A 12,960-nucleotide genomic window follows, 5' to 3' on the forward strand; every position below is an offset into this window, starting at 1 on the left:
CTTTCACTCTCCTTACCTCTTCTGTTTTAATACTGAAAAAATCATTGGAAGTGAATTCTTACAGATAAATATCACTCTGCCGAGCAGAAGAATACCTGATACACATCCTGTTTTCAATACGCCGATCATAACTGCCAAAAGCTTACCGTCCGACTTTGCATACGGCAGCAGTTCTTTGAGAAGAGGTTCCTTTAACAGAGTACGAACCCACTTTCTCCTTCCTTTATGCGACATTTCTGCCCTTTTATCACAATTGCGCTGGATGGCGGAAAAGATATAACGCACATACAATGCACCAAGCACACTTTTCACGCCGCTCTCACACATTCCCCATTTCTGATATTGCTTATAGATCAAATCGATTCTTTTGCGATGCAGTTTATAGTAATCAGAGACAAACTTGGACGTCAGGCTATTATCCATTCTTTTGTTGTAATGATAGCCGCAGAATGGGAGTACATTCATTTTTCTGATATGCATACAGAAATTCACATTGAAAAGGATATCTTCAATCAACGTGATTTTTTCAAACTGAAGTCCTATCTTGTTTAAATAGTCCAAGTCGTACATCTTATTCCACGCGTATCCGTACAACGTTTGTTTTTCCAGATCGATGACTTTTCTGCGGAGTTCCTCCTTGTTTTCGTAAATTTCACGTTTAGGACAGATTACTTCACTGTGATGGAGTCTGTCTTTCTCATCGTAATAGTCCTCCGTCAGACCAAAAAGAATCAGTTCAGCCGGATTTTCTTTTACTGAATCAAAAACCATCGCAAACAGGCTGTCTTCCACAAAATCATCTGAATCCATAAACCATATATATTTCCCGCTGGCATATGTCATCCCTGTATTTCTGGCCATACTAAGCCCTTTATTTTCATTATGATGGACTGCCATGATCCTTTCATCGGATGCAGCCAGCTCCTCGCACAATTGCGGACATCCATCCGGAGAGCAGTCGTCTACCAAAATAATTTCAAAATCCGTATATGTCTGCTTCAGTACACTGTCTACCGCCTTTTTTAAATGCTTTTCCACATTGTAGACCGGCATTACCACACTGATAAATGGTCTTCTCTCTTCCATTATCTTCCCGCCTTTAACTTCGTAAAGAGTTTTGTGTTTTTCGTTTTTACATATGTGATGACCTTTGCTTCCAAGTACGTAAGAACAGTGCTGTTCCATTTGATAGGCAGAAGCATCACTTTCATGTAGAAGGAATGTGGTCTTGCCACTTTGACCATCTTTTTGACTCTTGGATTTGCAAGCATCTTTTTGATTTCCTGTTTCTTTTCCTTTGTTGTCATCTCACATTTCGGATTTGTGATATTTTCCACGCACCCAACAAAACGTTCGATGTAACGTCTCGCAATCATTTCTTTGCTTGCAGCATCCCCTACGTGCCATCCCTTGTACAAATCCAGCATCCAGCCATGCTCTTCCTCACGCTTTTCGTACATACCCGGCCGGTATGCTGCAGTCTCTGATTCTGAACGTGCTCTTAGGAAATGATAGTACTGTTTATGTGTTACCGTCACTCTCTCTACGTTTCGCACGATACTTACATTGAACGGGAAATCGTCCCAGAATGTTTTTGGAAAGCGAAGATTGTTGTCCATGATATACTTGGACTCAAACAGTTTGTTCCACGGTGTGTACAGGAGGTTCTTGTCAAACAATTTGTATGCGTTCCGGCGGAAAGACTCCTTATCCGGATACACTGCATCCTCTACAAAATAATCATCTGTCACATAGTTATCTTTGTCATAGTACGTATCGATAAAAAATCCGGCAACTACAAGCTGTGCATTGTCCCTCTTTGCAAGATTGTACATATCTTCCAGCATCGTCGGCTCTGCCCAGTCATCGGAATCCATGAAGTACATATATTCCCCTTTTGCGATTTCGATAGCCATATTTCTCGCGCTTGGAGCTCCGCCGTTTTCTTTGTGGATTACCTGGATCCTTTCATCTTTAGCAGCGTAAGCGTCGCAGATCTCGCCGCTTTTGTCCGGAGTACCGTCATCTACAATGAGAAATTCCCATTCTTTGAGTGTCTGCGCCTGGATACTTTCGATGGCCTTTCCCACATACTCTTCCACCTTATATACCGGCATGATAATACTAACTTTAATTTTGTTTTCTTCCATAACGCGCTCTCCTATTGCAATTCTTTTTCCACAAGTCCGAATGCGGATTCGATGACCTTGTCCATATCATAATATTTATATTCCGCAAGCCTTCCGCCAAGAAGAATCTCCTCTTTGTCAGCCAGCTCTCTGTATTTCTGATAGAGTTCCTGATTTTTTTCATCGTTGACCGGATAGTATGGCTCCATACCTTCTTCCCAGTCTGTCGGATATTCTTTTGTGATCACAGTCTTATCCTGTGTCCCGAATTCGAAATGTTTATGCTCGATCACTCTCGTGTACGGAGTCTCCCTGTCTGTGTAATTCACTACTGCAACTCCCTGATGGTTTTTCTCATCAAGCACCTCTGTCTCAAACTTCAGGCTTCTGTATTCCAATTTGCCAAAGCAGTAGCCATAATACGCATCCAGCATCCCTGTATAGAGAACCTTTTCTCCAAGGGCGTTGTATTTTTCTTTGTTTTCATTATAGTCCACGCCAAGTTCCACATCGCAGCCTTCAAAAAGCGCGTTGATCAATACATTGTATCCTCCGATCGGAATTCCCTGATACAGATCGTTGAAATAATTGTTATCGTACGTATAGCGCACCGGGAGACGTTTGATGATGAATGCCGGAAGATTCTTGCAGTCTCTTCCCCACTGCTTTTCAGTGTACCCTTTGATGAGTTTTCGGTAAATATCTTCTCCAACAAGGCTGATGGCCTGCTCTTCCAGATTCTTCGGTTCTCCCTTCACTGCTGCTTTCTGTCTGCTGATGATCGCTTCTGCTTCTGCCGGAGTCGCTACACCCCACATTTTGCTGAATGTATTCATGTTGAACGGCATATTATAAATTTCCCCTTTATAGTTGGCGATCGGGGAATTTGTGTAACGGTTGAATTCTACAAGAGAATTGACAAAATCCCACACTTTTCGGTTGCTTGTATGGAAAATATGGGCTCCGTATTTGTGTACATGGATTCCTTCCATATCTTCACAATAGAGATTTCCTCCAAGTGTTTCCCGTTTTTCCACGATAAGACATGTTTTCCCTGCTTTTCTTGCAAAATATGCAAATGTCCCGGCAAACAGCCCGCCTCCAACAATGACATAATCATATTTTTTCATACTTTTATTCCTCGCTCTCCGCTTTTTTAAATATATATTTTCTTGTTTCGTTTGTCTTAAATGCTTCCGTACTGTCTGACTTCAAAAGTACGATGGCAGTCTGAAAAATAAGCTGGATATCTCTCAATATATTGAACTGTTCAATGTACATCATGTCCATGATCAGTTTATCTTTTGGGGATGTATTGTATTTCCCTGCAATCTGGGCGTAACCGGTTAAACCAGCTTTTACCCGGAGTCGATATCGGAACTCCGGAAGTTCTTTTTCGTATGCTTCCACATTTTCCAGCATTTCAGGACGCGGGCCGACAAAACTCATATCGCCTTTCAGGATGTTGATCAACTGCGGAAGCTCGTCCATCCGGATTTTTCGCAGGATTTTTCCAGGTTTTGTGATACGGTCATCATCGTCAGTAACCGAACGGTTTTCCACATTCTCTTTCATCGTGCGGAATTTATACACTTCAAAAACACGTCCGTTCAATGTCGCACGTTTCTGTTTGAAGAAAATATGTCCCCCGTCGTATGCTTTGATAGCAATGGCACTCACGATCCAAATCGGAGATGTCAATATTCCAAGAATGATAGCCAAAGACATGTCCAAAAGTTTTTTCATGACACGCTGCTCCATTGTCCAGGCCTTTACATTGGCATTCAATACAGACACATCGTCCAGAAGATAATACTTGGCACTCATCTCTACAATGTCCTCAATCTCCGGGTTGAAATAAATGTTGATCTTGTTTTTGTAACAGTATCTTACAATCTCACCCCGATACTTCAGCGGCACATCATGGATAAAGACCGTATCTGCCTTGCTTACTGTATCCAACAGATTTTTGTCTCTGTAATCCATAATATAGTCAATCTTATACTGTTTTTTGTATTTCAGTATTCCTCTTACGATATTGTCCAGACTTTCCTGGGAAGAAGTTACAATACAGCAGCTTTCCGGTTTGTGGATCGCAAAGAAAAGCGCATTCCCTCCATATGCAAAAATAATAATAATGATAAGCTGCACGACAAAACTGATAGCAAGAGAGCCGATACTGTCAAGTCGGAAGGCATAAATACTCGGTGTGATCGTATTCATGATCATCAGCTGAATGTACGTTACAATATCTGTAAACAAAACTGCAAGAGCAAGGGAATAGATAATAGGCTTACTCTTTCTTCTGCCCACATCAAATTTTCCGTATATGCTCAAAAACAGGAGCCCTACGATGCAGAATGTGGAAAATGTAATTCCCATCGTTCTGGAAAGTATGATCAGTGTTGGATTCTCTCTTGCCATGATCAGCATGAAAGTCCCCATGAGTAAGATGTATAATACCAGTTTGATCATAAGCCACATTGTGGACTCAAATTTCTTCAATTCTCTTTTCATAGTATACCTCACCTGCCTACAAACTCTCTATATTATATAAGATTTCCTATCTTTCCGCAAGTTCTTACATCTTAAAAATTTCTTATCGTGTAATATTTTCGTAATAATTTGTTAAAAAGAAAGAGGAAATGTCCGATTTTCCGGTCATTTCCTCTTCATTTTTCCTTTTTTATCGGATAATGTCAAGATAACGCTGCAGCGCATCTTGCCAATCCGGAAGACGTTTAAATCCATTTTCTGTAAGTTTGTCCTTGTTCATACGACTGTTATGAGGACGTTTTGCTTTTGCCGGAAATTCTTCGCTTGTAACCGGATGAACATTCACATCCATTCCTGCCTGGCGGAAAATCTCCTCTGCAAATTCATACCATGTGCAGAGTCCTTCGTTTGTCGCATGGTATCTTCCGTATTTTTCCGTCTCGATCATGTCCACAAGAAGACGGGCAAGATCATACGTATAAGTAGGAGATCCGATCTGATCATTTACGACATTGATATCTTTATGCGTCTCTCCGAGTTTGAGCATTGTCTTGATGAAATTCTTTCCGTTGACGCCGAACACCCATGCAATCCTTACCGTGAAGAACTTCTCCACGTATTTTTCTACTGCCAGCTCGCCCTCGTACTTTGTGACACCGTATACATTAAGCGGCTCTCTTTCGTCATCCGGCTCCCACGGACGATCTCCTTCTCCGTTAAACACATAGTCTGTGCTGAGATAAAGCATTTTTGCATCGATCTCTCTGGCGATTTTGGCGATATTTTCCGTCCCTTCCGCATTAATCTTCCGGCACAGATCAATATTGTCCTCCGCAGCATCCACCGCTGTGTAAGCAGCGCAGTGGATGACTGCATCCGGCTTTTCAGCCGTCATAACCTTACGGACGATCCCTGCGTCCGTAATGTCCATCTCTTCCACATCCGTCCCGACAGCAGTGTGTCCTCTTTTTACAAGCTCATTTACAACATCATGTCCCAGCTGTCCTTTGACGCCTGTTACCAATACTTTCATACTCCGGTCTCCTTTTGATTCTTTTCCTTATTTTCTGAACTCTTTGATTCCCGGCCATTTCTGGTCTTTTTCTGAAAGAATCAGCTCCATTCCTTCCGGTATCGGCCATTCCACGCCGATATCAGGGTCATTCCATGCCAGTCCGCCCTCGTCGTTCGGATGGTAGAAATCAGTGCATTTATACGCAAATTCGGCAACATCGGAAAGAACGACGAATCCGTGTGCGAAATTTTTTGGAATAAAAAACTGTTTTTTGTTCTCTGCGGACAGGACTACTCCATACCACTGTCCAAATGTCTCAGATCCTTCTCTGAGATCCACGGCCACATCAAACACTTCTCCGCTTATCACACGCACCAGTTTGTCCTGCGGATAGTTGATCTGGAAATGAAGACCTCTAAGGACTCCTTTTTTGGAGCAGGACTGATTGTCCTGCACAAATTCCATATCGATGCCCGCCTCTTTATAATCGTTGAAATTATATGTTTCCATAAAATAGCCTCTGTCATCGCCGAACACAGTCGGTTCGATCACTTTCAGCCCTTTGATAGGACATTCTGTCACTTTGATCTTTCCCATTTTGCTTCTCCTTTATTATTTTCCTAACCCTTCTGCCACCTCGATCAAGTACTGTCCGTACGCAGTCTTCAAAAGTGGCTGTGCCAGTTTAATAAGCTGCTCTTTATCGATGAATCCTCGTTTGTAAGCGATCTCCTCGATACAGGAAATGTAAAGTCCCTGTCTTTTCTGGAATGCCGCCACGAAATCCGCCGCATCAAGGAGCGCATCATGATTCCCCGTGTCAAGCCATGCGAATCCACGTCCCAGCGTCTCCACATGGAGATCTCCTCTCTCAAGATAGGCATTGTTGACACTTGTGATCTCCAGCTCGCCTCTCGCGGACGGTTTCACATTCTTTGCGATCTGTACCACATCATTGTCATAAAAGTAAAGTCCCGGTACTGCATAGTTAGACTTCGGATGTTCCGGTTTCTCTTCGATGGAAAGTGCTTTTCCGTTCTCATCGAACTCCACGACGCCATATTCTCTTGGATCACGCACATAATATCCAAAGATCGTCGCCCCTTTTTCCATCTTTGCCGCATTTAATAATACTCTGGAAAAACTCTGTCCGTAAAAAATATTGTCCCCAAGAACGAGTGCTACATGATCGTTTCCAATGAATTCTTCCCCGATGATAAACGCTTCTGCAAGACCGTTTGGCTTTTCCTGCACTGCGTAGGAGAACTTCATCCCCAGATCCTCTCCTGTTCCGAGAAGTTCCTGAAATCCAGGCAGATCCCTCGGCGTGGAGATGATCAGAACTTCACGGATCCCTGCAAGCATCAGCGTGGACAATGGGTAATAGATCATCGGTTTGTCATAGACCGGCATCATCTGTTTAGATACTGCTTTCGTGAGCGGGTACAGCCTTGTGCCGGAACCGCCTGCCAAAATAATTCCTTTCATTCTTATTCTCCTGTTTCTCTATCTGTTCTGATACATATCCTCGTAATATTTCTGGTAATCGCCGCTCGTCACGTTCTTCATCCAGTCTTCGTGTTCAAAGAACCACTGGATCGTAAGACGGATACCGTCCTCAAACTTTGTCTCCGGATACCATCCGATTTCCGCTTTGATCTTGTCCGGTGCGATGGCATATCTTCTGTCATGCCCTTTCCTGTCTTCCACATAAGTGATCAGATCTTCGCTTACAAGCTCTTTTCTCGGATCCCCGTCCGGCAGCATCTCCTTTAATGTGTCAAGGATAATATGGATGATCTCAATATTCTGCTTCTCGTTGTGTCCGCCGATATTGTACGTCTCAAACAGTCTTCCCTTTTCCTGCACCATATCGATCCCTTTTGCATGATCCTCCACATACAGCCAGTCGCGGACATTTTTTCCATCCCCGTATACCGGCAGCTTCTTTCCCTGAAGCGCATTGTTGATGATGAGCGGTATCAGTTTTTCCGGAAACTGGTACGGACCGTAGTTGTTGCTGCAGTTTGTGATATTTGCCGGAAATCTGTACGTATCCATGTAGGATTTGACAAGCATATCCGAAGACGCCTTGCTTGCTGAATATGGGCTGTGCGGATCATACGGAGTTGTCTCATAAAAATATCCGCCGTCCTCGTCTAGAGAACCGTACACTTCGTCTGTAGATACGTGGAGGAACTTCTTATCCTCTTTGTATACATTGTCTCCGATCTCCCAGGCTGCCTTTGCCGCATTGAGCATGACCAGTGTACCGAGCACATTTGTCTTTACAAAGACATCCGGATTCTTGATACTTCTGTCCACATGGCTCTCCGCCGCAAAATGTACTACACGGTCAATATCATTCTCTTCAAAGATCCGGTTGATAGCATCTGCATCGCAGATATCCGCCTTCACAAAAGTATAGTTTTCTCTGTCTTCCACATCTTTCAAATTTTCCAGATTGCCTGCGTAAGTCAGCTTGTCCACATTGATGATGCGGATGCTGTCGCCGTATTTTTTGAACATATAATGAATATAGTTGGAACCAATGAATCCGGCTCCGCCTGTTACCAAGTATGTTTTCATATCGTTCCTCCAATTTTTTCTCTATCGTTCTGTATTATAGCACACCAGGAAGGAAAATAAAACCCTGCGTCTTTATTCGATTACCATTGCGTTTTTGTTCATCGTATTGTAGGAGCTCTCAAAACTCGAAAAACTATACTCCACTTTTCCTTCGATCGGATCATTTACTTTGACGACTTTCCTCGTCTTGTCATACCCTGTCAGCAGAACACAATGGGCTCTGCTTGCCCAGTAGTATGTCGCACCGCCGCTGCTTCCGGCTTTGAACCATGTCGTCCCATCCATTCCGAGCGTCCCCCAGACTACTACCGGTATTCCACGGTCAATATAGGAAAACAGCTGCTCCAGAGAGCTTCCCGTCACATTTTTCGCTTTCCTGCTCGTGATATTCGCAGCTTTAAAATAATTTTCCGCCGTTGTACAGATTACAGATGCCCAGCATCCATATCCTCCCGTCTGCGATCCTGGATCTCCCATATACGCCAGATACGGATTGGTAGAGTGAAGCGGCCCTCTTGGCATGTATTTATAGCATACATCTTGTTTTGATACCATATAGCCATTGTATCGAAGTGCCATGTAGAGGGAAATCGCCTCGCATCCGTTTGGGAATTCCGGATACTGATATGCAATCTCCACATTCAAATTTTTCCTCGGAACATACTCTTTGTAATATCCGCTGTTGGCCGGTCCAGCCGAAGTTTTCGCCTGGAAGAAAATCTGGATCGCCTCCATGCGATAACCATATCCTGTCGTCCCGGCACTCTGTCCGTTTTTCGCCCATCCAAGCCAGCCGAACTGCTGCACATGGACACGGTAATAAACGTCATAATACTTGGAAAGAACTCCGTTAAGCTGGATCTGGATTGCTTCCATACGAAGTCCTTGCCCGCTTGTCCCGGCAAGCTGACCATCCTTTACCCAGTTTTGCCAGCCAATATTCTGGACATGACCTCGATATTGTATGCCGCCGTTCTCGCCGGCAACTGAGGCATTGTCGATCCGGATCCTTATTCCTTCCAGACGCAGTCCTTCTCCCACCGTGCCAAGCACTGTGTTGTTTCCCACTTCTTTGATATTTCCTTTTTTCTGGACATGACCGGAATATTTCAGATTGGACTGTGCGCATCCCTTCACATAATAGCTGGAATTATTCCCGGGTGCTTCCCCACTTTTCTCCACAAGAAAAACTTTGAGCGCTTCCATTCGGAATCCAAGCGCTTCACTCCCTGCACTCTGTCCATTCTTTGCATATCCCAGCCAGCCAAACTGTTGGATATGTGCTGTATAGTACACATCGTAGTATTTTGCAATCTCTCCAGTAAGCTCAATCTGAATTGCTTCTATTCGGAGGGACTGTCCCGTTGTCCCGGATAATGTGCCGTCTTCCATCCAATCTTGCCATCCGATCCCCTGCACATGGGTCCGATAGCGGATACCTCCATCGGGGTAGAATTGCCCCTCTGGAATCTCCAGTTTGAATGACAGCCCTTCTATCCGTTTGCTCTGCCCTTCTGTTCCGATGAGTTCTCCTTCGCCCACTGCCTGCTGGTTCCCATAAGTCTGGACATGGACCTGCGCGGACAACACATTTCCCGGATAAGCCTGAACATAATATCCTTGATTTTCCCCTGGCGGTTCATCACTCTTTTCTGCAAGCACGATGCGGATAGCTTCCATCCGATACGAGAATCCCTCTGTCCCGGCTTGCTGCCCATTTTTTGCGTATCCAAGCCAACCGCCCTGCTGCACATGAACGGAATAATACAGATCGTATATCTGTGCAAGATCCCCTGTGAGTTCTGCCTGAAAGGCCTGCACAAAAGCATCGTTCTCATTTTTTCCGGCGTACTCCCCATTTGTTTTCCACTCTTGCCAGCCGCCTGTCTCGCTGTATACCCGATAACGGATCTCGCCGGAGAGGGCATTTGGATCACTTTCTGTCCCAAGTTTCAAAGAGATTCCTTGAATGCCCTGCCCTTGTCCGATACTTCCGGCCGCCTCTCCATCGGCTGCCTGCGATATCTCCTGGTTAGGGAGTTGGACTTCATACTGAAGAAATACCTTCTGATTCGGAATTTCTTCTATCTCTTCTAGATCTTCTTCGGTCTCTTCTTTTGTTTCCTCTGTCTCAGTATTCGATTCTTCCCCTGTCTCAGTGTTCCATTCTCCCCCCGTCTCTTCCCCTGTATTTTCTTCTGTATCCACAGGATTTTCTTCTGTATCTACAGGATTTTCTTCCTTCGGTAAATTTCCCAAATCTCCGGACTGGTCGATTTCCTGTTCTGGCACTTGCGTTTCTTTCAGTTGATCCGTACCGACAAAAGTATCGTCTGCCGCATATACGATCGGTATCTGTGTAAAGAAAAGCGCTGCTGTCAGAACAACTACCGCTGTTTTCTTTCCCCTCATCTCTCACATTCCTCGCTTACACAAATGGCCTTGCAACGCCGGCAATCAAGGATCGATGCGAATTCTTTACCGGCCACACTACCACTTTATCCGGCCAAGATTCTATTACCTGATCATTTCCAAGATAGATCGCCACATGGATGATCGTTCCTGATGAATTCTTGTAAAAGATGAGATCTCCTCGCTGTCTTTCGCTGTAAGCGACATGTTTCATCGGCAAAGCCCAGAGATTCCTGCACTCGTATTCATAACCTGGCTGCGAATGACGGATGGGGCTTACCGGAGCAGGATCGATTCCAGATGCATAGAGCGCCTGCATGACTAGTCCGCTGCAGTCCAGTCCGTGATTAGGATCCCCAGATGCCCCGATAATGTAAGGGTTCCCAAGATATTCATACGCTGTGCTGATCATCGCTTCGATACAGTCCTGCCTTGTACTTGCAGGATTTGTTTTCAGCGGGCTTGCGTATGCTCCCAGATTCTTCCATGCCGACTCACTGTATCCCATTGCCTTCCATGTGGCAAGGTCTACCACCCCGTTTGCCGTGAGACCATGGCTTTTTTGGAACTGTTTTACCGCATTTATAGTCGTACTGTCCATGATAGCCCGTCTTCCGGAAAGCCCCAGCTTCTGCTGCACATACCACACTTTCAATCCCATATATCCACTGCTCAGATTGTAATCGCCTCCGGTCAGTGTTTTCTGAACATGCCGGATCTGAAGGTACTGAGACGGATTTTGGTACCGATATGTATCGTAAAATGCCTGCCCTGTCTGAAAGGCCTTTTTGTCGTCATATTTTCCTACAAGGACGACCTGTATGGCTTCCACACGGAGAGACAGTGATGTTGTCCCGGCTTTCTCTCCATTTTTTGCCCATCCAAGCCATCCGAAATCTTCTGCCTGAACACGATAATAGATGTCATAATAAGAACTGATCTCGCCACTCAGACGGACTGCGATTGCCTCAATCCTCTTGCTTTGATTCTGTGTGCCGGCAAGTTCTCCCTCGTTTTTCCAGCTCTGCCAGCCGATATCCTGAACATGAGCCTGATACTGCACTGTACCCTTAGGAAGACCTTCTCCGGAATCATCCAGGCTAATCTGGAACGCCTCCAGGCGTTTGGATTTTCCTACTGTCCCAAGTGTCTGTCCGCCTGACACCGCTGCTACATCGCCGATTCCCTGAACATGGCCGGAGTAAGTAAGTTGTGCATTGCTGTATTTTTTCAAATATGGAACAGCGCACGATCCCGGAGCCGCCTGTCCCTTCGGTACCAGCTGCACCTGCATGGCTTCCATTCGGTAGGAGTAGGCCGTTGTCCCTGCAATCTCACCGTTTTTCGCCCAGTCGAGCCAGCCAAAATTCTGGATATGTGCGCGATAGTAAATGTCATAGAGTTCTGCAATTTGACCCTTCAGGCATATTTTGACCGCCTCGATTCGTTTTCCTTCTCCATTTGTTCCGGCTCTCTCTCCATCGCTTTTCCAATCCTGCCAGCCATCCCCCTGGACGTGGGCAGTATATTCGATACTTCCTTCAGAATATCCTTCCATTCCTTTCAGGCACATCGAAAATGCCTCCAGACGCTTCTCCTGCCCAATAACCCCAAGGATATTTCCTCCTTGTACTTCCGCAATGTCACCGATATTCTGTACATGTCCGGAATAATACAGCACATTTTTGAGATAACCCTGCCCTGTCTCTATACTTTCCTGTGAATTTTTTTCTACCAGTCTGAGTTCCAGAGCTTCCAGACGCCGGGAAAACCCTTCGCTTCCTGCGTACGCACCGTTCTGCACATACGGGAGCCATCCGTAACTTTGGATGTGAACCCGATAATAGACGTCATAATGTTCTGCCATTTCCCCAGTCAGACGAATCTGAATCGCCTCCAGACGTTTGGATTCTCCGCTTGTTCCGGCCGTCTCGCCGTCTGCTTTCCAATCCTGCCAGCCATGTGTCTGCACATGGACACGATATTCAATGCCACCTTCATACGGCTGATTTTCCAGATTGATCTGGATCGCTTCCAGACGTTTGGATTCTCCGTTTGTTCCGGCTGTCTCACCGTCCGTTTTCCAATCCTGCCAACCGTATGTCTGCACATGAACACGATAAGAAAGGTCACATTCTTCGGCAGACGGAGTTTCCTCGATTGTCCCCTCGTTTGTATCTCCGGAATCTCCGTCTGTATTTTCTTCTGCCTCAACAGCTCCTGCATCCTGCGCTGCGGATACCGGAACACTCGTACAAAATACTGCTGCTGCCAGCATAATGGCAGCTGTACATTTCCACTTTTTTCTCATTCCCACAC

Annotated in this window: 10 protein-coding genes; all 10 read right to left on the minus strand. The window is 45.2% G+C overall.

Going from position 1 to position 12,960, the window contains the following annotated elements; translation table 11 throughout:
- Positions 1-12: 12 nt before the first annotated feature.
- Positions 13-1,086: a glycosyltransferase family 2 protein gene (locus FLB61_RS01780; RefSeq protein WP_221919240.1), complete on the minus strand. Its 1,074-nt coding sequence runs from the start codon at positions 1,084-1,086 to the stop codon at positions 13-15.
- A complete protein-coding gene (locus FLB61_RS01785; protein WP_087200107.1) occupies positions 1,086-2,150 on the minus strand; it encodes a glycosyltransferase family 2 protein in 1,065 nt (354 codons plus the stop codon). The genes FLB61_RS01780 and FLB61_RS01785 overlap by 1 nt, the downstream gene beginning before the upstream one ends.
- Positions 2,151-2,161: 11 nt before the next feature.
- Positions 2,162-3,259 carry a UDP-galactopyranose mutase gene (glf, locus tag FLB61_RS01790; protein ID WP_087211655.1) on the minus strand — a complete coding sequence of 366 codons (1,098 nt, stop codon included), beginning with the start codon at positions 3,257-3,259 and terminating at the stop codon, positions 2,162-2,164.
- A gap of 4 nt (positions 3,260-3,263) precedes the next feature.
- Positions 3,264-4,646 carry a sugar transferase gene (locus tag FLB61_RS01795; RefSeq protein ID WP_087211658.1) on the minus strand — a complete coding sequence of 461 codons (1,383 nt, stop codon included), beginning with the start codon at positions 4,644-4,646 and terminating at the stop codon, positions 3,264-3,266.
- Positions 4,647-4,815: 169 nt separating this feature from the next.
- Entirely contained in the window at positions 4,816-5,658 is an 843-nt protein-coding gene (rfbD, locus tag FLB61_RS01800; RefSeq protein WP_087200100.1) for a dTDP-4-dehydrorhamnose reductase, read from the minus strand.
- A gap of 27 nt (positions 5,659-5,685) precedes the next feature.
- Entirely contained in the window at positions 5,686-6,237 is a 552-nt protein-coding gene (rfbC, locus tag FLB61_RS01805) for a dTDP-4-dehydrorhamnose 3,5-epimerase (RefSeq protein WP_087200098.1), read from the minus strand.
- 15 nt (positions 6,238-6,252) lie between these two features.
- A complete protein-coding gene (gene rfbA / locus FLB61_RS01810) occupies positions 6,253-7,128 on the minus strand; it encodes a glucose-1-phosphate thymidylyltransferase RfbA (protein ID WP_087200096.1) in 876 nt (291 codons plus the stop codon).
- A gap of 18 nt (positions 7,129-7,146) precedes the next feature.
- A complete protein-coding gene (gene rfbB, locus FLB61_RS01815) occupies positions 7,147-8,229 on the minus strand; it encodes a dTDP-glucose 4,6-dehydratase (RefSeq protein WP_087200094.1) in 1,083 nt (360 codons plus the stop codon).
- A gap of 72 nt (positions 8,230-8,301) precedes the next feature.
- Positions 8,302-10,641 (minus strand): C39 family peptidase, encoded by a 2,340-nt coding sequence (locus tag FLB61_RS01820; RefSeq protein WP_221919241.1) that lies wholly within the window; start codon positions 10,639-10,641, stop codon positions 8,302-8,304.
- 16 nt (positions 10,642-10,657) lie between these two features.
- Complete coding sequence (locus tag FLB61_RS01825) at positions 10,658-12,952, minus strand: NlpC/P60 family protein (RefSeq protein ID WP_221919242.1); 2,295 nt, start codon at positions 12,950-12,952, stop codon at positions 10,658-10,660.
- Positions 12,953-12,960: the final 8 nt, after the last annotated feature.

It is taken from the genome of Sellimonas caecigallum (assembly GCF_019754295.1).
GTDB classification, from domain to species: domain Bacteria; phylum Bacillota; class Clostridia; order Lachnospirales; family Lachnospiraceae; genus Sellimonas; species Sellimonas caecigallum.

Coding starts and splice junctions, on each gene's coding strand:
- FLB61_RS01785 (WP_087200107.1), bottom strand. CDS start 2,150: ATGGAAGAAAACAAAATTAAAGTTAGTATTATCATGCCGGTATATAAG.
- FLB61_RS01780 (WP_221919240.1), bottom strand. CDS start 1,086: ATGGAAGAGAGAAGACCATTTATCAGTGTGGTAATGCCGGTCTACAAT.
- rfbA (WP_087200096.1), bottom strand. CDS start 7,128: ATGAAAGGAATTATTTTGGCAGGCGGTTCCGGCACAAGGCTGTACCCG.
- rfbC (WP_087200098.1), bottom strand. CDS start 6,237: ATGGGAAAGATCAAAGTGACAGAATGTCCTATCAAAGGGCTGAAAGTG.
- rfbD (WP_087200100.1), bottom strand. CDS start 5,658: ATGAAAGTATTGGTAACAGGCGTCAAAGGACAGCTGGGACATGATGTT.
- FLB61_RS01820 (WP_221919241.1), bottom strand. CDS start 10,641: ATGAGGGGAAAGAAAACAGCGGTAGTTGTTCTGACAGCAGCGCTTTTC.
- rfbB (WP_087200094.1), bottom strand. CDS start 8,229: ATGAAAACATACTTGGTAACAGGCGGAGCCGGATTCATTGGTTCCAAC.
- glf (WP_087211655.1), bottom strand. CDS start 3,259: ATGAAAAAATATGATTATGTCATTGTTGGAGGCGGGCTGTTTGCCGGG.
- FLB61_RS01825 (WP_221919242.1), bottom strand. CDS start 12,952: ATGAGAAAAAAGTGGAAATGTACAGCTGCCATTATGCTGGCAGCAGCA.
- FLB61_RS01795 (WP_087211658.1), bottom strand. CDS start 4,646: ATGAAAAGAGAATTGAAGAAATTTGAGTCCACAATGTGGCTTATGATC.